Annotated in this window: 18 protein-coding genes and 1 pseudogene; 13 read left to right on the top strand and 6 right to left on the bottom strand. The window is 62.1% G+C overall.

Annotation, left to right across the window (positions count from 1 at the left end; genetic code table 11):
• Positions 1–309: 309 nt before the first annotated feature.
• Positions 310–552 carry a hypothetical protein gene (locus IWW33_RS22195; RefSeq protein ID WP_119687183.1) on the bottom strand — a complete coding sequence of 81 codons (243 nt, stop codon included), beginning with the start codon at positions 550–552 and terminating at the stop codon, positions 310–312.
• Positions 553–1,163: 611 nt separating this feature from the next.
• Here IWW33_RS22195 and potE point away from each other — a divergent pair.
• Positions 1,164–2,495, top strand: a complete 1,332-nt coding sequence (potE, locus tag IWW33_RS22200) for a putrescine-ornithine antiporter (protein WP_161871948.1) — start codon at positions 1,164–1,166, stop codon at positions 2,493–2,495.
• A complete protein-coding gene (locus IWW33_RS22205) occupies positions 2,495–3,433 on the top strand; it encodes a transporter substrate-binding domain-containing protein (RefSeq protein ID WP_231386181.1) in 939 nt (312 codons plus the stop codon). The genes potE and IWW33_RS22205 overlap by 1 nt, the downstream gene beginning before the upstream one ends.
• Here IWW33_RS22205 and IWW33_RS22210 read toward each other — a convergent pair.
• On the bottom strand, positions 3,430–4,845 hold the full coding sequence (locus IWW33_RS22210; RefSeq protein WP_196914402.1) for a DUF2252 domain-containing protein: 1,416 nt from the start codon (positions 4,843–4,845) through the stop codon (positions 3,430–3,432). The two genes, IWW33_RS22205 and IWW33_RS22210, sit on opposite strands and share 4 nt — an antisense overlap.
• Before the next feature lie 350 nt (positions 4,846–5,195).
• Between IWW33_RS22210 and IWW33_RS22215 the strand changes: the two genes are divergently transcribed.
• Positions 5,196–5,738: a DUF3237 domain-containing protein gene (locus IWW33_RS22215; RefSeq protein ID WP_174141894.1), complete on the top strand. Its 543-nt coding sequence runs from the start codon at positions 5,196–5,198 to the stop codon at positions 5,736–5,738.
• Here the strand turns inward: IWW33_RS22215 and IWW33_RS22220 are convergent.
• The 3 genes and pseudogenes from IWW33_RS22220 to IWW33_RS22235 all read right to left on the bottom strand — a co-directional run bounded on the left by IWW33_RS22220 (position 5,739) and on the right by IWW33_RS22235 (position 8,236).
• Positions 5,739–6,205 (bottom strand): annotated as a pseudogene (locus tag IWW33_RS22220) (type II toxin-antitoxin system YhaV family toxin). It abuts the gene before it with no gap.
• The gene (locus IWW33_RS22225; RefSeq protein ID WP_115274564.1) at positions 6,205–6,522 is read right to left on the bottom strand and encodes a type II toxin-antitoxin system PrlF family antitoxin; all 318 of its coding nucleotides are present in this window, start codon (positions 6,520–6,522) and stop codon (positions 6,205–6,207) included. The pseudogene IWW33_RS22220 and the gene IWW33_RS22225 overlap by 1 nt, the downstream one beginning before the upstream one ends.
• A gap of 370 nt (positions 6,523–6,892) precedes the next feature.
• Positions 6,893–8,236 carry an MFS transporter gene (locus IWW33_RS22235; protein ID WP_231386182.1) on the bottom strand — a complete coding sequence of 448 codons (1,344 nt, stop codon included), beginning with the start codon at positions 8,234–8,236 and terminating at the stop codon, positions 6,893–6,895.
• Between the two features lie 239 nt (positions 8,237–8,475).
• Between IWW33_RS22235 and IWW33_RS22240 the strand changes: the two genes are divergently transcribed.
• The 4 genes from IWW33_RS22240 to IWW33_RS22255 all read left to right on the top strand — a co-directional run bounded on the left by IWW33_RS22240 (position 8,476) and on the right by IWW33_RS22255 (position 12,451).
• Entirely contained in the window at positions 8,476–9,243 is a 768-nt protein-coding gene (locus IWW33_RS22240; RefSeq protein ID WP_315972124.1) for a 2-dehydro-3,6-dideoxy-6-sulfogluconate aldolase, read from the top strand.
• Positions 9,244–9,349: 106 nt separating this feature from the next.
• Positions 9,350–10,747 carry an MFS transporter gene (locus tag IWW33_RS22245; RefSeq protein ID WP_115274566.1) on the top strand — a complete coding sequence of 466 codons (1,398 nt, stop codon included), beginning with the start codon at positions 9,350–9,352 and terminating at the stop codon, positions 10,745–10,747.
• Complete coding sequence (locus IWW33_RS22250; RefSeq protein WP_115274567.1) at positions 10,740–11,699, top strand: 2-hydroxyacid dehydrogenase; 960 nt, start codon at positions 10,740–10,742, stop codon at positions 11,697–11,699. The genes IWW33_RS22245 and IWW33_RS22250 overlap by 8 nt, the downstream gene beginning before the upstream one ends.
• Positions 11,699–12,451, top strand: coding sequence for a TSUP family transporter (locus tag IWW33_RS22255; RefSeq protein WP_115274568.1), 753 nt, complete (start codon positions 11,699–11,701; stop codon positions 12,449–12,451). Before IWW33_RS22250 ends, IWW33_RS22255 begins: the two co-directional genes overlap by 1 nt.
• A 27-nt stretch (positions 12,452–12,478) precedes the next feature.
• On the opposite strand, the gene IWW33_RS22260 is transcribed toward IWW33_RS22255, so the two are convergent.
• A complete protein-coding gene (locus tag IWW33_RS22260; protein ID WP_052326101.1) occupies positions 12,479–13,540 on the bottom strand; it encodes a LacI family DNA-binding transcriptional regulator in 1,062 nt (353 codons plus the stop codon).
• 228 nt (positions 13,541–13,768) lie between these two features.
• Here IWW33_RS22260 and IWW33_RS22265 point away from each other — a divergent pair, with 228 nt between their 5' ends.
• The 6 genes from IWW33_RS22265 to IWW33_RS22290 all read left to right on the top strand — a co-directional run bounded on the left by IWW33_RS22265 (position 13,769) and on the right by IWW33_RS22290 (position 21,361).
• Positions 13,769–15,523 carry a solute:sodium symporter family transporter gene (locus IWW33_RS22265; protein ID WP_016486300.1) on the top strand — a complete coding sequence of 585 codons (1,755 nt, stop codon included), beginning with the start codon at positions 13,769–13,771 and terminating at the stop codon, positions 15,521–15,523.
• The gene (locus IWW33_RS22270) at positions 15,520–17,559 is read left to right on the top strand and encodes an alpha-glucosidase (RefSeq protein ID WP_115274569.1); all 2,040 of its coding nucleotides are present in this window, start codon (positions 15,520–15,522) and stop codon (positions 17,557–17,559) included. The genes IWW33_RS22265 and IWW33_RS22270 overlap by 4 nt, the downstream gene beginning before the upstream one ends.
• 88 nt (positions 17,560–17,647) lie before the next feature.
• Positions 17,648–18,748, top strand: a complete 1,101-nt coding sequence (locus IWW33_RS22275; protein WP_115274570.1) for a porin — start codon at positions 17,648–17,650, stop codon at positions 18,746–18,748.
• Between the two features lie 12 nt (positions 18,749–18,760).
• The gene (locus tag IWW33_RS22280; protein WP_115274571.1) at positions 18,761–19,675 is read left to right on the top strand and encodes an aldose 1-epimerase; all 915 of its coding nucleotides are present in this window, start codon (positions 18,761–18,763) and stop codon (positions 19,673–19,675) included.
• Positions 19,672–20,547: a 6-deoxy-6-sulfogluconolactonase gene (locus IWW33_RS22285; protein ID WP_174141895.1), complete on the top strand. Its 876-nt coding sequence runs from the start codon at positions 19,672–19,674 to the stop codon at positions 20,545–20,547. The genes IWW33_RS22280 and IWW33_RS22285 overlap by 4 nt, the downstream gene beginning before the upstream one ends.
• Before the next feature lie 31 nt (positions 20,548–20,578).
• Complete coding sequence (locus tag IWW33_RS22290) at positions 20,579–21,361, top strand: sulfoquinovose 1-dehydrogenase (RefSeq protein WP_115274573.1); 783 nt, start codon at positions 20,579–20,581, stop codon at positions 21,359–21,361.
• Positions 21,362–21,434 lie beyond the last annotated feature (73 nt).

Consider the following 21,434-nt stretch of genomic DNA (forward strand, 5'->3'; position numbering starts at 1 on the left):
GGTCGCCATGTTCGGCCGGCTACGACACGGGCGTCACTGCTGGAGCGCAGTGCGGCCCTTCGCGGGCAAGCCCACAGGTACCGTGCTGGTCCCTTAGGCGTGGTTGGTTTCACGTTTTCAGCATGCGCACTACGGCAGTCATTGTTTGAACTCCCCGAAATTCTGGATGCCTGGGCTGGCCCTATCGCCGGCAAGCCCGGCTCCCACAGGTTTCACCGGGCGCCTAAGGGTCGTCTACAACCTCAGGGGCGGTGCTGTGCGAGGAAGCTAGCCGGGGAAAGAGCCAGGCCAGGCAGATCATGATGAGGACTAATGCAGCGTCTGCGGGTCGGCTGGTTTCTGTATTTGTGCCAGAGCTGACTCGAGCAATTTGCGCAGGGCATCAAGCTCGTGCATCGAGGTCATGATCATCAAGGACACGGGTGCTTTGGGCTGCATCAACATCGCCTGTTGGGCAACGACCTCGGCGCAGAGCGCGTAGTCGGCAGCCATCATCAGCGTGTCTTCGAGGGAGTGAAGGGTGTGCGGGGGATCGGGGACTATCTTCAACATGCTTTGGTATCCATTTTCAGGGCCGCCTGCTACCTGCTGTCAAACAGTTAGGTGGCAGCTGTGCATAGGTTGACAGACCGGCGGATACCAGAACCGGCGCACGCGAACGTGCCCCATACACAGCCGCCATTAAAGGCAAAGCTCTGCAAAGTATCTCGTCGCGGCCTGTCAAAGCCGGTCGTTGATGTGCAACGACCCACCGAGCCTAAAACTCAGAAATAACGACCGCAACGAAAAACAGGCGTAGCGAGTATCTTTGGGAAATGGACTACAAGAAAGGGGACAAATCTGATTTTTTTGCGGTCGGGCGTGAGTGCTTGTAATGCCGGCCGGCTTTCCTGCATGTCTCGTCATCCTGCATCCGCTCGATAACCAGCCTTTCCAATAATCCGTGAATAACCATTGCCTAAGATCAGCGCCGACGCTCCTTCGCACTATTCTTGACATTTGATAACCACTGCAGCCGACGCATTGCTAGTGTGGTTGCACAAGCTTTGTGTGATGGGCAATACCCTGTATCAGGCTCTGCCCCTCCTGGGTTGGGCCGGGGGGGGCAGTCGCACCGTCAGAAACGCTATCGAAGCCGGCTTGTTTTCTCGGAGGTCATTCCTGTGCGCGATCCAGCAAAGAAAATGGGTTTGGTCGGGCTGACCACTTTGGTCACCGTCAACATGATGGGCTCCGGTATCATCATGCTGCCCGCCAGCATGGCGCAGATCGGTGCTGTGTCGCTGCTCTCGTGGGTGGTGACGGCTGTGGGTTCGATGGCCATCGCCTACTGTTTCGCGCAATGCGGCATCTATTGCACGCGCTCGGGCGGAATGTCGGCCTACAGCGAAGAGGCCCATGGCAAGTCCGCATTCTTCCTCTGCTCCTACCTGTATTTCCTCTCGCTGATGATCGGCAATGTCGCCATTGGTATATCCGCGGTGGGTTATCTGACGCCTTTCCTGCCCTGGCTTGGCACGGGCCCAGGCCCGCTGGTGGCAGGGACGGTGATGCTGATCTGGTTCAGCACCCTGGCCAATGTCGGCGGTGCCAACATAACCGGCAAGCTAGGCGCGATCAGTGTCTGGGGCGTCATCATTCCTGTGGCCGGCCTGAGTTTCGTGGGTTGGTACTGGTTCAACCCACAGACGTTTACCGATGCCTGGAACCCCGACAGCATACCGGTGAGCCAGGCGATCACCGCCAGTATTCCCCTGACGCTGTGGGCCTTTCTGGGCATGGAGTCGGCCGCGCAAAATTCGGATGCGGTAGAGAACCCCAAGCGCAACGTGCCGCTTGCATGCCTGTTCGGCACACTGGGCGCGGCGGTGATCTACATCCTGTCGACCACCGTCATCCAGGGGATCGTGCCAAACCCCGAACTTGCGAACTCCAGCGCACCCTTTGCACTGGTCTATGCACGCATGTTCAATGACACGGTCGGTAACGTGATCATGGGGTTGGCAGTCATCGCCTGTGTCGGTTCATTGCTGGGGTGGCAGTTCACCCTGGCCGAAACGGCCAAGGTTACCGCCGAGCAAGGGCTGTTTCCCACGTTGTTCACCCGCGTTACTGCCAGGGGCGCGCCACTGGCGGGCATGCTGACCTGCGCGGTCTTGCAGAGCCTGATTGCGTTGTCGACCATTTCGCCCAATGCCAGCGCCCAGTTCAGCAAGCTGGTCAACCTGGCGGCAGTGACCAACATCATTCCCTACATCACCTCCCTGACCGGGTTGCTGGTGATCATGTACAAGGCCCAGGTGGATATAAAGATCTTCCGCCGTAACAGCGCAATCATGCTGGTTGCGGTGTGCTATTGCTTCTATGCGCTCTATGCCTCGGGCCTGGAAGCGGTGTTTGGCGCTGCGCTGATCATGGCGCTGGGTTACCTGCTGTTCGGCTTCATCGCCAAACGTTTCGTCAAGGTGCTGGACTTGATTGGAGGTGCGCCATGATGCGCAGGTCGAAATGGGTTGCCCTGTGCCTGGCCCTTTCGGTGCCGTTTGCGGCGGTGTGCAGCGTTGAAGCAGCGACCGACAAGCTGAGCCGGCTGCGCGACAGTCAGGTCCTCAATCTGGGTTTCATCGCAGACCTTGCCCCGTTTTCCTCAGGCAGTATCCAGTCACCTCAAGGGTATGGCATCGAATTGTGCCAGGCAGTGGCTCAACACCTTCGCCAGTCACCTGGCCTTGCCGACTTGCAAGTGCATTGGCATGTGGTGCCGCAGGAGCAAGCCGTCCGCGCCTTGGGCGAGGGAACGGTTGATCTGCTGTGCACGCCGATGGTGGAAACGATCACAAGACGGGAAACCCTGAATTTTTCCATACCGGTATTCACCACCGGCCTTGCGGTGCTGGTGCGGCGTGATGCACCGGCCAGCCTTCTGGAGCCACTGCGTGGTAAGCCTGTCGATACCGGCCCCAGGTGGCGCGCAACCCTCAATGCGGGGTTGAGCAAGCACAGTTTTGCAGTGCTGCGCGGCACGCTGAGCAGTCAGTGGGCGCGGGAGCGTATTCGCAAGCTTGGCCTGCAGTCCAGGCTTGAAGAGGTGTCCAGTTACCAGGAGGGTGTGCGCCGGGTGGTCGAGCGCAAGGTCGATGCGTTTTTTGGCGAGAGGATGATTTTGCTTTCCCTGCAGAGCCAGCAGCCTGAGCGCGATAGGTTATGGCTCCCGGATCACCTGTTTGTCACGAGCCGTGTCGCACTGCCCATGGCCCGTGGCGATGATGGTTTTCGCCTGTTGGTGGATACCGCGCTTAGCCAGGCGCTGTCCGGCCCGGATGGAGAAGCCTTGTTCGTACGCTACCTGGGGGTACAAACAGCGCAGGACAAACTGTTGCAGAGCCTTTATGTGTTGCCGGATGACCGTGAACGGCTGGCGCCGCAACATTAGTCTTCTTCGCGCAGTGCCTTGATTCTTCCTTTTTTCTCAGCGCTGATCAGTGCCGCGTAGTCCTTCGCATTCTGCTCGGCGTAAGCGAGTGAAAAATCACCTATGGCCTGATCGAAGGTGTTCGATTTACCCAGGTAGCCACTGATCAAGGCGGCGTCACCTGATTTTGCATGTGCGCGCGCCAAGGTAATGCCGCATACCTCGGCGTACATCATCATCTGTTCGAGTGATGCACCTTCTACAGGTAGTGACATTTTCATGTCGCGCAATTGCCGGACAAAAAACTGCCGGCCCTTGGTGCTCTCGGTCCATCCGAGAAAAATGTCACTGGCAGATTGCATAAGCCGTTGGCCCGTGACCACCCGTTGGCCCTGGTTTACAAATTCGCTCTTGCCCGCATAGGGTTCAAGCACAGAAGGACAAGCCTGCTTGAATTGCAGGAGCAATGGGTTGTTTTGCGCTGAAAAGAACAAACCGACGAAGCAATAGGTGCCGACGCTGCCGATACCCACTGCCTTCATGGCAAAGTCTTCCAGGCGATAACGGTCATACAGGACCCTGCGTTCAGGCAGCAGAGAAGTACGATAATCCTCCAGCGCAAGGTGCACCCGGTTGATGAAGTCGGCTTCATCGACATGAAAAAGAATCGGCGGCTGATCGACCAGGCGTCGCCGGCCGCCCACTTCGTCACTGATTTGTGGGTACAGGTAGTCGCCGATGCGAGTCCTGGCCTTGGCCATCAACTGTTCACGTGCTTTACGGTATTTGAGACTAGGGGCCATATCGATGAGCGTTTGTGCATCGAGGCGGTCGTACCAGATTTCCAGCGGGCTCATCGTCGTCAATTCGCGCATGCGTTCCCGGTAGGCGCGAACGCATTCCATAGCCAGACGCCTGGCATCTTCATCGATGAGGCGGTTATCGCGGGCGGCTACGGCAAAACTGGTTGCCAGACGCTTTATATCCCACTCCCAAGGGGCGGGTAACGTTTCGTCAAAATCATTGATGTCGAAGATCAGGTTGCGTTCGGGGGTGGCGAACAATCCAAAATTCAGCAGGTGGCAATCACCGCAGGCCTGAACGCGAACACCTGTGTGGGGAAGTGTCGCGAGGTCGCGTGCCATCAAGCCTGCAGAGCCCCTGAGAAAAGTGAACGGGCTACGCAACATGCGCCCATAGCGCACGGGCACCAAGGCCGGATGCCGGCTGCGGTTGGACTGTTCGAGAATGTCGACAGGGTCGCGATGCTTGTGCGTCGGTTTCCAGAATGCATGGGATGAGCGCGGCACCGTTTCGCGCAGTTTCTTTCCTGCGTCCAGGCGCTCTTTTCGTGACGCGAAGCGCTTGTGTTCCCGAAGGCCGGGCTCATCTGCTTGCAGGTGCGAGCTGGCCTGTTTCCTGATCTCGGGCATGTGAGCACCTTTGGTGATCAAAGGCAGAAGGGCAGGGCCTTGTTTTTAGCGCCAAGACACTGTTCACAGCTGATTCAAGCGTAGCATGCGCTGCGTCCAAGCTTGCACCGGGTGACCAGATCGTCCTTCAGCGCTCATCCCAGGGTGCTCAAGATTTTGCGGCAAGTACCCAGAGGAACCTTGACAGATGATTGGTTAACAAAAATAATCATTAACAATATTATCCATCAACAATAACAAAGGATATCTGCACTCATGAAAGCGCCTATAGCACGCCCCCCAGCAAACTGGGTCGCATCACCAGGCCCGCACCCGACAAATCCCGATGCCCGGTCACTGCAGGAGGCAGCATGATGAGCCTTCGCAGAGGATTGCTTGGCCTGCTGCTTGGCGTTTGCACCGGCCTTGCCCAGGCTGCCAGTTATGCTCCGCCCCCGCTCAAGCTCGAACCCCTGGCGCGTTTTACGGTGGACCTGGTGGCGCCGGTGTGGGAGCTGGGCGAAACCAGCGCGCAGGGCAAGCGGCGTATCATCCCGATCACAGGCGGCCGTTTCGAGGGGGCCAGGCTCAAAGGCACCATCCTCAATAACGGCGCGGATTGGCAGATTGTCAGCCCCGAGGGTGTGGCGATCATCGACACCCGCTACCTGCTGCAGACCGACGATGGCGCACTGATCTACCTGCGCACCGAAGGCTACCGTTATGGGCCGGCTGCGGTCATGAAGAGGGTGGCCGCTGGCGAAGACGTCGACCCCAGCCTGTACCAGTTCCGCATCACCCTGCGTTTCGAGACATCCGCGCCCCAATACGCATGGCTCAATCGTACGGTCGGCGTGGGTAGCGCAATGCGCTTGGGCAATGCAGTGGTCTACGACGCGTTCGAAGTGAAATAGTTATCTATATGGCTTGGGGTCGCGCCAGTCGCTACGCGCAACTGAAATCAGCGCATCCCAGTCATCAGGAGGATTGCCGCGGCCCAGCATCTTCTCGAATACGGCGTAGGGATCGGATTTGCTGCCTGCAGACCGTAGGGTGTTTCGTCGTTGACCCATGCATAGACGATAACCTTGGACCTTGAGTCGTAGCGAAAGAACAGGCGAAAGCGCCTGCCGATTTTTGCGCGGCGCCAATGTCTGTAGGCGGTGCCCAGCGTGTTGCCTTGGCGGAACTCATCACAGCCTGGGTCGGCAGGCACAGCCTCCAGGATCAGATGGCTCAATGCCCGAAACAGCTTGACGTTGGCGTTGCACTCAAAACCTTGCTGGTCGTTCTGCTCGGCCCGGGCGGCGGCTTCTTGCAATTTGCGTAGCTGTAAAATCACACCTTCATGGAACAACAGTGTCCAGCCATGTCGCAGCATCAGATCGCGACCTCACCATCGATATCTTCGTCCAGGTTTACGGAGTGCTTTGCGTTGGCGAGCATGGTTTGCGCCAGGTCTTCCGGCAGGGTGGTGAGGTTGCGGCCGCTTCGGATATCAGCCTCCAGCAAACCCAGGAACGCACCAATGGCAGGGTCTTCGTGGGTGGTTTCTACGCGGCTGACCACGATTTCACCCCCGCGTACGTCGAATGCAATCTTGCCACCAGTGTCAATGCCCAAAAGCTGGCGAACGGATTTGGGCAGTGTGACCTGCCCCTTCGAGGTCAATGTGGCGATTTCGTGGATGGCAGGCATGAGCGTTCTCCCGGATGTACAGATTGAGTGGTAAGGAATAATCCTTACCTGGTCAATCTTGGTTTTCTGCTGATCAGGCACAAGTAGGGTTGAGGCTCAGAAATTTAACAGAATGAGTTTCACCGCTTCCCGGGACACGATGCTCGACGGTGGCGTCGTTGGACAGAAACACGGTGACCAGCGTGCCCACCAGGAACACAAGGTCGAACAGCCGTTGCCCTGAGCCACGAGCGTGCCGGCCAGCAGCACTGCGCCACCCATGGCCCAGACCTATTCGGGCACTCGCCAGGGGTGCAGGATGACGCCACAGGTGGCCAGGGTCGCGATGGCCCAGATGATCGGTGCATTTTCGCTGACAGGCATGGGGTGTTCAGTGTCCAGCAGGCTTGGGCTTAGGCGTAGACGAGGGCGACGGCGAAGCGCCTGGGTGGGTTTCCGGCAGCGCTACCAGCACCAGCATGAAAGCGGCCCCGGCAATGGCCGCCAGGGTCAGGAATGCCGTATCGTAGCCAGCGTTCTGGACTACCAGCCCGGCAATCCCAGGGCTCAACGCAGCACCCACCCCGAACACCGTCGTCAGCGCGCCGAGGCTGACACTGAATCGTCCGGTACCTTCGGTCAAGTCCTTGACCACGATCGGGAACAACGCACCGAAAATGCCCGCGCCGATGCCGTCGAGCAGTTGCACACCCACCAGCCAGAACGGGTTGTCGGAAACCATGTAAAGCACACCTCGCAGCGGCAGGATGAGAAAGCCAGCCAGCAGGAACGGCTTGCGTCCCCAATGCTCGGCCTTAGCCCCTACCAGCAACGCCATCGGCACCATCACCAACTGCGCCGCGACGATGCAGGCAGAGGTGAACGGCGTGGCGAGGCGCAGATCAATCTGCGACAGCTTCTGGCTAACCAGCGGTAGCATCGCCGCGTTGGCCAGATGGAACAGCGCACAACACACGGCAAATACCAGCAGGGTGCGGTTGTGCAGCAGCAGCTTCAACCCGGCAGGGTGGTCATCACCCCCGGGGCCATGGTCAAGGCCACGTGCCAACTGGTGGTCGATGGCTGCGGCGTCTACCCGGGCCACGGCCACGATGCTGGCCACGGTCATGAAGGCCATCAGGTAGAACACCACCACCGGGCCGAACAGGTAAGCCAACCCTCCTGCCAGCAAGGCCGAGCAGGCATTGCCGGCGTGGTTGAACGTTTCGTTGCGGCCCACTCGGCGTGTGAATGCCTTGGGGCCGCTGATGCCCAGCGAGATGGCGGCGATTGCCGGCGCGAATACCGAACCCGCCAGGGCACCGACCGTCTGCGTAATGGCCACTGCAGCGAATGACGATAGCCACGGCAGTAGCAGGCAACTACCGGTCACCAGCAGGGCGGCGACCACCACCACTGCGCGCTTGGCCTTGGTGCTGTCGGTCAGCGCTCCGGCTGGCGTTTGCGCCAGCAATGCCGTGATGCCCGCCAGGCTCATCACCAGGCCGATTTCGGCCGGCTGCCAATGGTGCACGGCAAGCAGGTAGATGGCCAGGTAAGGGCCGAGCCCGTCGCGCACGTCGGCCAAGAAGAAGTTCAGCCAGTCCAGAGCGCGCCGTTGTGAGGGGAGAGGCTTTGTGTTCAAGCACGATACCTCGGACAAGCCAAATGCGTGATTGGCGATGGCAAGCCCCGCTATCAGGCAAAGCCGATGCTCACCGTTATCTGTGAACATTGACTGTGAAGGCGAGTGACAGGTTCCGGCTGGCTCGTACTGACCTCTGGCCCCCCAAATTTCGGGCGTCTGACGCGGGCTCAGAGGGGCCAAGTGGATAAAATCGTAGCGCTGCGATTAATAATCCAGTAGGCTCTCTGGAAAAATCGTAGCGCTACGATTTTGCTTCGTAGCGCTGGTTGATCAACCCTCAGGAGGTCGCCATGTCCACTGCTGTCACGCCCCCCACCTTCACCCCTCTGCTGAAACGCCAATCTGCACCGCTCGGTACCTGGCTCATGTCCGCATCGGCCAGCACGGCAGAAGCGCTGGGTTACGCAGGCTTCGACTGGCTGCTCGTGGACATGGAGCACGTACCGATCGAGTTCCGCGACCTCTGGCACATTCTGCAGGCCATCCAATGCACCGGTGCGCAGCCGATCGTGCGAGTGGCCGCCAATGATCCGGTGCTGCTCAAGCGCGCACTGGACCTGGGGTCGACCAATGTGATGGTGCCGTTCGTGGAGAATGCCGAGCAGGCCAGAGCAGCAGTCAGCGCGGTCAAGTATCCACCGATGGGCACCCGTGGCTTCGCTGCCGTGCACCGCGCCAGCCGCTACGGCACCTGGAAGGGCTATGGCCAGCAGGCCAATGATTCGGTGTGCTGCATCCTGCAGATCGAGACCGCCACCGCGTTGGCCAACCTCGAGGAAATCGCAGCCGTGCCGGGTGTCGATGCGCTGTTTCTCGGCCCAGGTGACCTGTCCAGTGTCTGTGGCCATATCGGCAACCCGGCGCACCCTGATATCCAGGCCATGATCAGCGATGCGATCGTGCGCTGCAAAGCCATCGGCATGCCCATCGGCATCGTCGGCGGCACGCCGGAGCTGGTCGGTAGCTACCTGGAGCAGGGCTACGCCTTCGCCGCCGTGGCCTCGGATATGGCGATGATGATGAGCAAGGCCAATGAACTGCTGGTGGCCCTGAAAGGCCGCCAGGCGCCCGAAGCGGTAGCGACAGCCTACTGACCGCTACCGTTCCACCCAGCGCAGGCTACCTCCGTGTTGCGGTAGCCGATTGAGCATCCCTACAAGAACAACAAACCGGTGCCATCGCGCGCCGGAAGGACTCTCGATGAATCAGGCACCCATTTCCGGCCACGTCGCGGCCAGCACCGCGGCAACAGCGACGCCTTCACGCACGCGCTACTGGATCATTCTCATCCTGTTCCTCGTGTCGACGCTGAACTACGGCGACCGCGGCATCCTGTCGATCACCGGCTCCGCCATCCAGGGGGAGTTCGTGCTCAGCCCGGTGCAGATGGGCTGGATATTCTCGGCGTTCGCCTGGGCCTATGTGCTGGGCCAGTTACCCGGTGGCTGGCTGCTGGACCGCTACGGTTCCAAGCGCACCTATGCCGTCAGTATTTTCTGCTGGTCGCTGCTGACGTTGGTCCAGGCGTTCAACGGCGGCTCGAACGTCAGCCTGGTGGTGACGGCATTCTTTGCCCTTCGCTTTCTGGTGGGCCTGGCCGAAGCGCCTGCGGCACCGGGCAACAGCCGGATGGTCGCCTCATGGTTCCCGGCCAGTGAGCGGGGCACGGCTTCGTCGATCTTCAACTCCGGCCAGTATTTCGCGATCGTGCTGTTCGCGCCGGTCAGCGGCTGGCTGATCCACGCCTATGGCTGGCGTTCGGTGTACCTGATGATGGGCGTGCTGGGGTTCATCATGGCCTGGGTCTGGGTACGCAAGGTGCATTCGCCGCTGGAACACCCGCGTATCAATCAGGCCGAGCTGGACTACCTGCGTGAAGGCGGTGCGGTGGTCGACATGGATGCCCACCTTGGCAAGCAGCGCAAAGCCGACGGCGCCCTGAAACTGCCGGCGATCCTCAAGGGGTTGCTGACCAGCCGGATGATGGTGGGGATCTACATAGGCCACTACTGCTTCTCCACCATTACCTATTTCTTCACCACCTGGTTCCCGATCTACCTGGTGCAGGAGCGCGGCATGTCGATCCTGCAGGCCGGCTTCCTGGCCTCGATCCCGGCGATCTGCGGTTTCGTCGGCAACCTGCTTGGCGGCCTCTGTTCCGACGGCATCATGCGCAAGACCGGCTCATTGAGCCTGGCGCGCAAGGTGCCGATCATCGTCGGGCTGCTGGCCTCCACCAGCATGATCATCTGCAACTACGTGTCCTTGCCCTGGATGGTCATTGCGATCATGGCGTTCGCCTTCTTCGGCAAAGGCTTCGCCTCACTGGGCTGGGCGGTCATGGCCGACGCCGCGCCACGGCAGGCCGGAGGGGTGACGGCCGGGCTGTTCAACACCTTCGGCAACATCGGTGGCATCACCACCCCCATCATCATTGGCTTCATCGTGCAGGCCACCGGTTCGTTCAACATGGCACTGGTGTTCGTTGCGGCCAATGCGCTGCTGGCGATGTTCAGTTATCTGGTGGTGGTCGGCCCGCTGCGTCGCCTTGAACTGACCGCAGCTATACCTGGCAAGAGAGAGAATCGTGATGTCTGATGCAAGACCGTGGGTGCTGACCGTTGGCCCACTGCTGCCTGCCTTGCAGTCACAGCTTGAGCAGCACTATCGGCTACTGGATCTGTGGCGCTGCGATTCGCCTGCCGCGCTGCTGGCCGAGCAGGGCGCACACGTGCAGGCGGTGGTGACCACGGGAGTGCACGGTGCCAGCGCGAACCTGATCGAGCAGTTACCGGCCTTGCGCGCCATCGTCTGCTTCGGTGTGGGTACCGACGCCGTCGACCTGAAAGCAGCCAGCGCCCGGGGTATCCAGGTCAGTAACACACCGGATGTGCTCAACGATTGCGTGGCCGACGCCGCCATGGCCCTGCTGCTGGCCGTCGCCCGGCAAGTGGTGGTGGCTGACCGCTTCGTCAGGGCCGGGCGCTGGGGTGCAGAGCGCTTTGGTCTGACCACCGCGCTGGGCGGCAAGAGGTGCGGCATCCTTGGCATGGGGCCGATCGGCCAGGCGATTGCCCGGCGTGCCAGCGCCTTTGGCATGCAGGTGAGCTATTCGAGCCGTAGGCCAAAGCCGCAGTTGGCATACGCCTACCACGAGTCGTTGCTGGCACTGGCCGAGCGCAGTGATTTCCTGGTGCTGGCTGTGCCCGGTGGCACTGCCACCGACGGGCTGGTCAACCAGCAGGTGCTGGAGGCACTGGGCGCCAATGGGATGCTGGTCAATGTGGCACGTGGCTCGGTAGTGGATCAGCCTGCGTTGATCGAGGCGCTGCGCAACGGCCGGATTGCCGGGGCGGCACTGGACGTGTTTGCGGATGAACCGCACGTGCCTGCCCCCTTGCGTGAACTGGATACGGTTGTGCTGTCGCCGCATGTGGCCAGCGGCACCCTGGAAACACGTCAGGCCATGGCCGATAGGGTGCTTGCCAACCTGGCAGCGCTGTTTGCCACCGGCCGGGTGTTGCACCCGGTGCGTGAGGGCGCGCAGTGATGGAGCTGTGGCAGCATTTTGGTTTCATGTTGTGTGTCGTCGTCGCCACCTTTGCCCAGAACGCCACCGGCTTTGCTTTTGGCCTGTTGTTGCTGGGACTGACGGGCATGTTGGGCCTGGCGCCCATGGAAACCGTGGCGAACGTGAGCTCGATTCTGACACTGGCCAACGCGCTGGTTATGGTGCGCAAGTGGCCGGAGCTGCCGCGCCGCCTCGTGCTGCTGGTGCTGGCCTGCAGCCTGGTGGGCGTCGTGGGAGGCGTGCAGTTGCTGTCATTGCTGGGCACGCATGAGCGAGACCTGCTGGAGATCATCCTCGGCATCACCATCATCGTCTGCAGCTTCATGCTGGTGCTGCAGTCCCAAGGTCGCCAGCAGATGTCGGGGCGGGTTGGTTTCGCCTTTTTCGCCAGTGTTTCCGGGGTGATGGGCGGGCTGTTTTCCAGCGCCGGGCCGCCGTTGGTCTACCAGCTCTATCGCCAGCCACTGGCCGTGCAGGTCATCCGCGACACGCTGATCGTGGTGTTCGCGGTCAATGCCTTGATGCGCCTGAGCGTGGTGGTGGCGACACACCGGTTCGAGCTGCAGGCGGGCTACCTCGCGCTGGAGGCATTGCCGATTGTGTTCCTGCTGACCTGGTGGATGCGCCGCCACCCGCTGGCCATTTCACCGCGGGTGCTGCGCCTGGCGGTGTTCGGCCTGTTGCTGCTGGCGGGCGCGAGCCTGATCGGCAAGGTGCTGGTGGCCGCTTAGCCTGGCCGGTGGTACTGCGTGCGCCTGTTACTGGCGCACACTGCTCTCGCGCACGACCAACTCGAAGCCCAGGTCAACGACCTGGGGTTGATCGGGGAGGGTGCCCGCTTCAATCCAGGTCAACAGCTGGCTGGCCACGGTCCGCCCGATCTCGGCAGGGTAGGGGCGTACGGTGGTCAGGCGCGGCGCGCTGAGCTTGCTCAGTGGCAGGTCGCCAAAGCCGGCGATCGCCAGTTGTTCCGGCACGGCAATGCCGCGGCGCTGGGCTTCGAACAGTGCCGCGATGGCCAGCACATCGTTCGAGCAGCACAGCCCTTGTGGCCCGTCGCCGTGGCGGGCGATTTCATCGAACACTTCGCTGAGCTCGGCTTGCGAGGTGTTCTGTTCCAGTGCGATCACTTGCGCGGTCTGCCCCTTGTCGGCCAGCCATGCACTGAACCCTGCGGCACGCTGACGGGCGCGGTGGTCGAGGTGCATGCGCGTGCCGACATAGACGAAACGCTCCAACCCTTGGGCATACAAGTGCTCGGCCAGGGCCGCGCCGACGGCCTCGTGGTAGAAGCCGACTTGCAAGTGGAACGGGTCGTTGCCCAGCTCCCACATCTGTGCCACCGGAATGCCGGTGGCTTCGAGCAGCGGGCGGGCGGCAGTGTGGTCACTGCCGGTGACGACCAGGGCCGACGGCGACCAGGACAAGTGGGCGCGCAGCAGTTCCAGCTCACGTTCCGGGTCGTAGTCGCTGTTGCCGATCAGCAGCTGGTAGCCACGGCTCTCGAACACTTCCTGCATGGCGCTGAGGGTTTCCGAGAAGAACGCGTTGACCATCGAGGGCACGATCACGGCGACTGTCCGGCTGTGGTTGCCTGCCAGTGCGCCGGCCAGACGGTTGATGGTGTAGCCGGTGTCGGCGATGGCCTGGCGGATTCGCTCCGCACGTTTGCTGGAGACCGCTTCGGGGTCACGCAGAAACAGCGAAACCGTGCTGGGGGAGACCTTGGCCTGTTCAGCAACCACACCCATGGTCACCCGGTTGGCTCGGGGGCGGCGTGCTTCGCCGATGCTGATTTCGCTGTCTGATCTGTCGCTCATCGCCACCTCATTTTTCGAAGGCAAAAGCATGCGAGCGCGGCGATGCCAAGTCAATCGCAAAAGCGCCTCGTTGGCCCACAGGTGTTCGTTTTCGAAAATCAGTGTGTCATTTCGAATAAAATCGTAGCGCTACGATTTTGCCTGCGATAAGCTCATCGGGTAATTTTGCAGCGCTGCGATTTTGCCGTTGCAACGCTGCCCAACCCGCGTTGGAGAACAAATATAAAAATGAGCACTTCCCTTTTTACCTTCCTGAGCATGCTGTTTTTCACTGTGCTGGTTGCAGTGATCTCCTATCGGTTCACCCGCCAGGCCAAGGACGTCGGCGCCCATGGCTACTTCATGGCGAGCGGCGGCCTCAATGGCTGGTTCATTGCCGGCTCGATGATGCTGACCAACCTGTCGATCGACCAACTGGTCGGCCTCAATGGTGACTCTTACGCCCACAACCTAAGTTCCATGGCTTGGGAAGCGACTGCTGCCGTTTCGACGATCGCCCTGGCCCTGTTCTTCCTGCCACGCTACCTGCGCGGCGGATTTTCGACCCTGCCGGAGTTCATCGAGAAGCGTTACGACCGCACCACCCGCCGGGTGGTCAGCGCGCTGATGGTTGCCACCTACACCTTGGTGCTCAACCCGGCCTCGCTGTACCTGGGGGCGATCACCTTCAACCAGATTTTCGATCTGCAGGGCATTCTCGGCTGGTCCTACCCGGCCACCATCAGCCTGCTGATCGTCGCCACCGGGGTGATCGGCGCCGCCTATGCGGTGCTGGGCGGGCTGCGGGCGGTGGCGGTGTCAGACACCATCAACGGCATCGGCTTGCTGGTGGTGGTGATACTGATTCCGATCATCGGCCTGTGGACGCTGGGGCAGGGTGACGTGTTGTCCGGTGCCCAGACCCTGTTGCACGACAACCCACAGAAGCTCAACGCCATTGGCGGCAGTGAAGACAAGGTGCCGTTCGGCGCGGTGTTCACCGGGATGATCTTCGCCAACCTGTTCTACTGGTGCACCAACCAGGCCATCGTGCAGAAAAGCATGGCCGCCCGAAACCTGGCCGAGGGCCAGAAGGGCGTGCTGCTGTCGGGTTGCCTGAAGCTGCTGGTGCCGCTGGCCATGCTGATGCCTGGGGTGATTGCCTGGCACCTGTTCCGCGACCAGCCACTGGCCAACTCGGACCTGGCCTATCCGGCACTGGTCGCGGCGCTGATGCCCTGGTGGATGAAAGGGTTCTTCGTGGCGGTGATCTTCGGCACCGTGATGAGCCATTTCAACGCGATCATCAATGGCACGGCCACGCTGCTGACCTATGACTTCTACAAGTCGATCCGGCCCATGGCCTCGGACGAGGCACTGGTGCGCTTCGGCAAACGCGTCAGTGTGATTGCGGCACTGGTGTCGCTGGTGGTGGCACCGATGCTGATGTACACCCCGGAAGGCATCTATGCGGTACTGCGCCGCTTCACCGGCTTCTTCAACATGCCGATCATTGCCATCATGCTGTTCGGTTTCTTCAGCGCCCGTGGCGGTGCGACACCGGCCAAACTGGTGCTCGGCCTGCATGCGGTGTGCTACGCGGTGCTGGTGCTGGGGCTGAAGATCGACACACGCCTGGGCATCAGCTTCATCCATGTCATGGGCATCATGTTCGCCATCGAGATGGCCTTGCTGGTGCTGCTGCGCAAGCACTTCGACCGCGCTACCCCGTATGTCTCGCCGACCCCGGCGCGCACCGTTGACCTTACCCCATGGCGACATGCCGGCAGCTTCAGTGTGGTGCTGTTCGCAGCCTTGGTCTCCATCTACCTGACCTTCTCACCGCTGGGGGTCGCCCGTGTCGGCGGACCTTCCGGCCTCTACCTGCCGCTGCTGGCGCTGACCTGGCTGCTGGCCTTTGCCGGCGTCGCCCTGTGCCGCCGCCGTTTTCGACATCTGACTGTCACCCATGCCCTGCCTGACTATGAGACCAACCCACGATGAATAGCGTATCCATCCCCCAGAACGTGAACCTGCACCAGGCAGGTGAGCAGATCCGCCTGGAAGTGGACGGGCGCCTGCTGTGGTGCCACAGCCCGCTGCAGCCGGCGGTGTTTGCCGGCTACGGCGAGGCCGATATTGAAATGCAGCGCGGCAATTTCCGCATCCGTGACTACGTGCAGGAGCGGGTTGCCCTGCGCCACGCCCGGCTCGATGCGCAGGCGGGGCTGATCGAGCTGCGCGCCTGGGCCGAGGGGCCGCTGCTGCTGACCCTGCGCCTGGACTGCCAGAGCGAGCGCGTGCGCCTGCTCATGCAGGCGCCGCAGCCAGGTTGCAACCGCCTGTGGCTGCGCCTGCCGGCCGAAGCGGATGAGCAGGTCTGGGGCTGCGGCGAGCAGATGTCTTATCTGAACCTGCGCGGGCGCAACTTCCCGCTGTGGACTTCCGAGCCGGGCGTAGGCCGGGACAAATCGACCTGGCTGACCTTGCAGGCCGACAACGAAGCCAATGCCGGTGGTGACTACTACCACACCAATTACCCGCAACCGACATTCATGTCCTCGCGCCGCTATTGCGCGCACCTGGTCACCTGCGCCTACGCCGATTTCGACTTCCGCCAGGGCGATTTCCACGAGCTGCAGGTGTGGGCGATACCGGAGGCGCTGGAATTCTTCGTCGGCGACAGCTACATCGATCTGGTCGGTGCGTTGAGCCGCTATTTCGGCCGCCAGCCACGGCTGCCGGAGTGGGTGCTCGACGGGGCGATTCTCGGCCTGAAGAACGGCCGAGCGCATGCGGAACAGCACCTGAAGACCGCGCTCGAAGAGGGTGCGAAAGTCAGCGCACTTTGGTGCGAAGACTGGGAAGGGTTGCGCATCACCTCGTTCGGCAAGCGCTTGTTCTGGGACTGGCAGTGGAACGCCGAGCGCTACCCGGACCACCAGGCCTGGGTCGGCAGCTTGCATGAGCGCGGGCTGCGTTTCCTCGGCTACGTGAACCCTTACCTGTGCAATGACGGCCCACTGTTTGCCGAAGCCCAGGCAGCTGGCTACCTGGCCACCACTGCCGAGGGCGCTACCTACCTGGTCGACTTCGGCGAGTTCCTCTGTGGGGTAGTCGATTTCACCCTGCCGGCGGCGGCGCAGTGGTTCGAAACCCGGATCATCGGTCAGGAAATGCTCGACAAGGGGCTGTCAGGCTGGATGGCGGACTTTGGCGAGTACCTGCCGATCGATGTCAAGCTGGCCGGCGGTGCCGACCCCATGCTCGAACACAATGCCTGGCCGGTGCGCTGGGCCGAGATCAATGCCCGCGCCATTGCCGCGGCTGGGCGCACGGGGGATGCGCTGTTCTTCATGCGCGCCGGGTACAGCGGGGTGCAGGCGCAATGCCCGTTGCTCTGGGCGGGTGACCAGTCGGTCGATTTCAGCCGCCACGATGGCCTGCAGACAGTGATCTGCGGTGCATTGTCTTCAGGCCTGCTGGGCAATGCCTATCACCACAGTGATATCGGTGGCTACACCAGCCTTTATGGCAACTGCCGTACCGCCGAGCTGTTCCAGCGCTGGGCGGAAATGGCGGCGTTCACCCCGGTGATGCGCACGCACGAAGGCAACCGCCCGGACCAGAACCTGCAGTTCTGGCAAGACCCGGCCACCCTGGCGCACTTTGCCCGCATGACTCGGCTGTTCGCCGGCATGAAACCCTATGTCGAAAGCCTGATGGACGAAGCCCAGGCCAGCGGCCTGCCATTGCAACGGCCACTGTTCCTGCATCACGAACAGGACACCGGCTGCTATGGCGTCCAGGACCAGTACCTGTATGGGCGCGATCTGCTGGTGGCTCCCGTGCATGCCGAGGACAATACGCGCTGGAGCGTCTACCTGCCGGCTGGCGAGACCTGGCAGCACTGGTGGAGCAGCGAGCGCTTCGAGGGCGGCCAGCGTGTCGAGGTGGCGGCGCCACTGGGGCAACCGCCGGTGTTCAGCCGGGTGGGCAGCCGCTGGCAAGCCTTGTTCGAGAGCCTGACCGTGCTCTGATCCGGCACGGCTACCTGGATTTTTCCCAATGCGCGCCTGCCTTGGCAGGCGCGTCGGCCCACTGCGGCCATGAAAGAGCGCTGCTGACATGAATAACAAGAATCAACGTGTCCTTGGCTTCACCCTGCTGGCCAGCGTCTGCGCGCTGCCCAGTCATGCCGCGCCGATCGTGTGGAAGGCCGGCAACCTCAGCATCAACCCCTACGGCATTTTCGATCTGAACGTGCAGACGGGCTCGTTCAGCAAGACCGCCCCCGACCACACTATGGTCTCGGACGGCAACCTGCAGGCCTCGCGCTTCGGGGTAAAGCTTGACTATGCCCTGGGCGACAGCGGTTACGCCCTGCAGGCGTTTGGCGAGCGCGGGCTGGTACTGCGCAGGATCTGGAAGGGCGGGCAGGTCTCGACCAACCGTGGCTATGGCGTGGGGGTGAGTGGCCCGTTCGGCTCGGTGGCCATGGGTAGCCTGTACATGCCAATCTACTGGGTGTTCCTGGATTCGGACGTGGCCTTGTACGGGTTGTCGAACATGGCGGCGATCATGAGCCTGGAGCACACCGCGGTATTGGGCAAAAGCGGCACCGGTGGTTTCTACGACACCACGGTGCGCTACCGTTCGCCTGAAGTGAACGGGTTTTCCACCGAGCTGGGTTACTCCTACGGCAATTCCAGCATCGAAAACGGCCCCAACCAGAATCGCACCAGTGGCTTCAACGTGCGCTATCGCAATGGCTTCACCAAGCTGGGTTATGGCTTCAACCGCCATGAGTCGGCCCCCACCGAAACCAGCAGCGAGCTGTATACCCAGACGACCCACGTGGTGTCGGGCAACTACCAGTGGGGCGGTGTGATCTGGGGCGCTAACTACATGTATACCGAGCGTGATACCGACGCACGCTGGTTCGCCTCGGCGAAGATGGTCAATGCCAGGATCGTCCTCGACGAGCACAATGACCTGACCTTCGGCGTTTCTCAGCGTATCGGCGCAGCCGACGCCCGGGCCTGGGCCGCTCATGCCGGCTACATCTACTCGTTCAACCCTAACACCCAGCTGTATACCTATGTGTCCCACATCAACAACAACAGCCACTCCACCCAGGGTTTCTCGCTGCTCAGCGAAGATTACCCGAGCGTGGCGGCCGGCTATGACCCTTGGGCAGGCACCTTGGGTATTCGCTGGAGCTTCTGAGTCTTGATACCGATGAATCACACCGTGCACCCGTTGCTGAAACTCACCTGCGGTGCCTTGAGTGCCGGGGTGTTGCCAAGCCTTGGCGGCGCGCTGGGTTACCTGCGCCTGGGCCGCTTCGAGCTGTTGCGCCCCTGGGACGGCAGCGACAGCGTGCGGCGCAGCGCCTGCTTTCCGCTGGTACCGTACTCCAACCGGATCGCCCACGGGCGTTTTAGCGTCAACGGCCAGGCGCAGCAACTGCGCGGCAACTTCGGCGACCATCCGCACCCGCTGCACGGCCTTGGCTGGCAGCGGGCGTGGCAGGTCGATGCCCACTCGCCGCAAAGCTGCAAGCTGAGCTTGCGTCACACTGCCTTGGGCATCGATGCCGAGGATTGGCCGTGGGATTTCGTTGCCTGGCAGAGCATCGTCCTGAGCGAGGAGGGGCTGCACCTGCACCTGGGGCTCACCAACCTGGGTGAGCAGCCGATGCCGGCAGGGCTTGGCTGGCACCCGTACTTCGAGTGCCAGGGTGAGCTGCAGCTGGGCTTCAGCGCCGCGCAGGTCTGGCAGGCCGGGCCGGATGGCCTGCCGCTCAAGCGTACGGCGCTGCCCGAGGCCTGGGACTTCAGCCAGCCCCGCGCGGCAGGTGCAGTGGGCCTGGATAACTGCTTCGAGGGCTGGGATGCTCGCGCCAGCCTGTATTGGCCCGACGCTCAGGTCGGCCTGCGCCTGCAAGCCGGCCCAGGGCTTGGGCACCTGGTGGTGTTCACGCCGCCGGCGCCAGCGGACTTCATCGCGGTCGAGCCGGTCAGCCACTTGAACAATGCCATCAACTTCCCTGAGCCCACGGCGCACGGCCTGGTCTGGCTGGCGCCGGGGGCGTCGATCGAACGTGAGTTGCGCTTGCTGCCTGCCAGCGGCGACCTGGAGAACCCTGCATGAATGAAACGTTGAGCTGTGTGGTCCGGCAACCATCGGAGCTGGGCGAGTGCCCGGTCTGGTCGGTCCGTGAACAGGTCCTGTACTGGGCCGATATCCTGGCCGGGCGGCTGCATCGCCTTGATCCTCGCGATGGCAGCGTGAGCACACTGCAATTGCCCGAGGAACTCGGCTGTTTCGGCCTGCGCGAGCAAGGCGGCTTCATTGTCGCGCTGCGCAGTGGCATCTACCTGCTCGATGCCCATGGGCAGCTGGGCGAGCGCCTGGCCGAGAACCCGACGGGCGCCGAGCACAGCCGTTTCAACGATGGCCGCGTCGACCCCTGGGGTCGCTTTTGGGCCGGCACGTTGTGGCAGCCGCGTGACCGTAATGGCGGGCAACTGCTGCGGGTCGATGCCGAACATCGCGCCCAGGTCATGGCGGGCGATGTGATGGTATCCAACGGGCTGGCCTTCAGCCCGGACCGCGCGTGGGCCTACCACAGCGACACGCCGAACCATGTGCTTTACCGCTACCCACTGGATGAGGATGGCCAGCCCGGCCCGCGGCAACTGCTGCGCGAGTTTGCGCGGGGCAGCGGCGGGCGTCCTGATGGCGCGGCTTTTGACAGCGCCGGTTGTTACTGGAGCGCGCAGTTCGACGGCGGCCGGGTGTTGCGCCTGAGCCCTGACGGGCAGGTGCTGGACGAAATCCAGCTGCCGACGCGCTGGCCGACGATGGTCGCCTTCGGCGGTGAGGACCTGAGCACGCTGTACATCACCAGTTCCCGCGAAAACCGCAGTGCCGAAGAACTCGCTGACTGGCCGTTGTCCGGCTGTGTGTTCGCCACTCGGGTCAATGTGCCCGGCTGCGCGGAGCCGCTGTTCGCAGGCTGAACCTTTCCCACGCATTCACGAGCTTCCTATCATGAACCGTCATACCGATACGCATTACCCAAGCCTCGCCGACAAGGTGGTCCTCATCAGCGGAGGTGCTTCAGGCATCGGCCGCGCCTTTGTCGAAGCCTTCGTTGCTCAGGGCAGCCGCGTGGCCTTTCTCGATCTCGATGCCGAAGCGGGGCAAGGGCTGGCGCATGCGCTGGGGGCCAACTCGCTGTTCCTGCCTTGCGATGTACGCGACATCGAGCGGTTGCAGGCCTGCGTGGCAGAAGTGGAGCGTACCTGGGGCGCCGTCGATGTGTTGATCAACAACGCCGCCCGCGATGACCGTCATGCCTTGGCCGATGTCAGCGTCGAGTACTGGGACGAGCGCATGCAGACCAACCTGCGCCACGCCTTCTTCGCGGCACAGGCGGTTGCGCCCGGCATGGCGCGTCGCGGCAGCGGGGCAATCATCAACATGGGGTCGATCTCCTGGATGCGCGGGCGCCCCGGGATGGTCTGCTACACCACCGCCAAAGCGGCGCTGAATGGCATGACCCGTACCCTGGCCCGTGAACTGGGCGGGCAGGGCATCCGGATCAACAGCCTGGTACCGGGCGCCATCCGCACCGAGCGCCAGGATGCCATGTGGGCCGCAGACCCCGCCGGCCTGGAGGCGGCCAGCCAGGCCTTCATCGACCAGCAGATGCTCAAGTTCCGCCTGGATGCCAGCGACTGCGCGCGCCTGGCGCTGTTCCTGGCCAGCGACGACAGCCGTGGCTGCACCGGCCAGAACTTCGTTGTCGATGCAGGGTTGTCGATTCAGTAATCCACCCTGATTGACGTCAGGGCACTTCTTCACAAAAAAATCGTAGCGCTACGAAATCGATCTGAGTATGCTC

This window comes from Pseudomonas sp. M2, assembly GCF_015751845.1.
GTDB classification, from domain to species: Bacteria; Pseudomonadota; Gammaproteobacteria; order Pseudomonadales; family Pseudomonadaceae; genus Aquipseudomonas; species Aquipseudomonas putida_E.